Genomic DNA, 1,996 nt, shown 5'->3' with positions numbered 1-1,996 from the left:
GGATTTTCGCCATGCCATGAAATTAGCATCATGCTAGCAAGTTAAGCGAACACTGACATGATAAATTAGTGGTTAGCTATATTTTTTACTTTGCAACAGAACCAAAAAATCTCCACCTTTAAACCCTTGCCAATTTTTATTTTGTCCGTTTTGTCTAGCTTACCGAAAGCCAGACTCAGCAAGAATAAAATTTTTATTGTCTTTCGGTTTTCTAGTGTAACGGACAAAACCACTCAAAATAAAAAAGATACAAGAGAGGTCTCTCGTATCTTTTATTCAGCAATCGCGCCCGATTGCTGAACAGATTAATAATAGATTTTAGCTTTTTATTTGTTGAAAAAAGCTAATCAAATTGTTGTCGGGATCAATTACTGCAAAGTCTCGTTCATCCCACCACTGATCTTTTAATGATGTATTGGGGTGCAAAATGCCCAAAGGCTTAATATGTTGATATAATTCATCAATTCCCTCTACTTCAATGCGGCAACTAGCAGTACCAGCAATAAACGACTCCGCACCTGTACAAACCGGTGAATCATTACTACGAGAGCGCCAGCCTTCATCACTTGCCTCCCATAGATGAATCCGAACCTCATTACACATTAGAACTGCGAATCCATCTTCATGGTGAACCAAAGTGAAACCTAGTTTATCGCAATAAAAACCTATACTCTTTTTAATATCCCCGACTGGCAATGCCGGGATAGACTGTAACATTCTCACGCATAAAATCCCCTTTCATTTTCTAATGTAAATCTATTACCTTATTATTAATTCAATTCGCTCATAATTAATCCTTTTTCTTATTACGCAAAATGGCCCGATTTAAGCACACCCTTTATTCCGTTAATGCGCCATGACAGCCATGATAATTACTAATACTAGGAGAAGTTAATAAATACGTAACCAACATGATTAACAATTATTAGAGGTCATCGTTCAAAATGGTATGCGTTTTGACACATCCACTATATATCCGTGTCGTTCTGTCCACTCCTGAATCCCATTCCAGAAATTCTCTAGCGATTCCAGAAGTTTCTCAGAGTCGGAAAGTTGACCAGACATTACGAACTGGCACAGATGGTCATAACCTGAAGGAAGATCTGATTGCTTAACTGCTTCAGTTAAGACCGAAGCGCTCGTCGTATAACAGATGCGATGATGCAGACCAATCAACATGGCACCTGCCATTGCTACCTGTACAGTCAAGGATGGTAGAAATGTTGTCGGTCCTTGCACACGAATATTACGCCATTTGCCTGCATATTCAAACAGCTCTTCTACGATAAGGGCACAAATCGCATCGTGGAACGTTTGGGCTTCTACCGATTTAGCAGTTTGATACACTTTCTCTAAGTATCCACCTGAATCATAAATCGGCAAAATAGAGAAAAATTGACCATGTGTAAGCGGCCAATCTGATTCCACCTGAGATGCATAATCTAGTAGAATCTCTTCGCTATCAAAATTCACTTCCACCTTCCACTCACCGGTTGTCCATTCATGGCTGAACTCTGCTTCCTCTGTTGACATGACACACATCATCTCAATATCCGAATAGGGCCCATCAGTCTGACGACCAAGAGAGCCATAAACACCAATAGCCTTAACATCATCCCCATATTTATCCAATATTCGTTCCTTAATTTCATGAACAATCTTCATTCTTTCTTCTCTAGTCATTATTATTGGTCCATTCACTATTCTCATTCCCTTTTCAGATAATTTTAGATTTGCTTTTCTAAATAAGAATATTTGGAGAGCACCGTTCTTATTCAGCTATTAATAACTCGTCTTCCTAAGCATCCTTCAATCCTTTTAATAACAATTATAGCATCTAATCTTCAACAAACTGGCCCGTTTGTTGAACTACTCTTTAATAAAATAATTTTGGTTCTGTTGCAAAGTAAAAAAATATAGCTAACCACTAATTTATCATGTCAGTGTTCGCTTAACTTGCTAGCATGATGCTAATTTCGTGGCATGGCGAAAATCT

2 protein-coding genes are annotated in these 1,996 nt (G+C 38.2%); both read right to left on the bottom strand.

Going from position 1 to position 1,996, the window contains the following annotated elements; translation table 11 throughout:
* Positions 1–318: 318 nt before the first annotated feature.
* Positions 319–723 (bottom strand): bleomycin binding protein, encoded by a 405-nt coding sequence (gene bleO, locus ACQKMF_RS26650; RefSeq protein ID WP_001242578.1) that lies wholly within the window; start codon positions 721–723, stop codon positions 319–321.
* A gap of 216 nt (positions 724–939) precedes the next feature.
* On the bottom strand, positions 940–1,701 hold the full coding sequence (aadD1, locus tag ACQKMF_RS26645; protein ID WP_001014230.1) for an aminoglycoside O-nucleotidyltransferase ANT(4')-Ia: 762 nt from the start codon (positions 1,699–1,701) through the stop codon (positions 940–942).
* Between the last annotated feature and the right edge of the window lie 295 nt (positions 1,702–1,996).

Source organism: Peribacillus sp. NPDC101480 (assembly GCF_050277335.1).
Classification (GTDB): domain Bacteria; phylum Bacillota; class Bacilli; order Bacillales; family DSM-1321; genus Peribacillus.
This window is presented reverse-complemented; position numbering and strand designations above follow the sequence as displayed.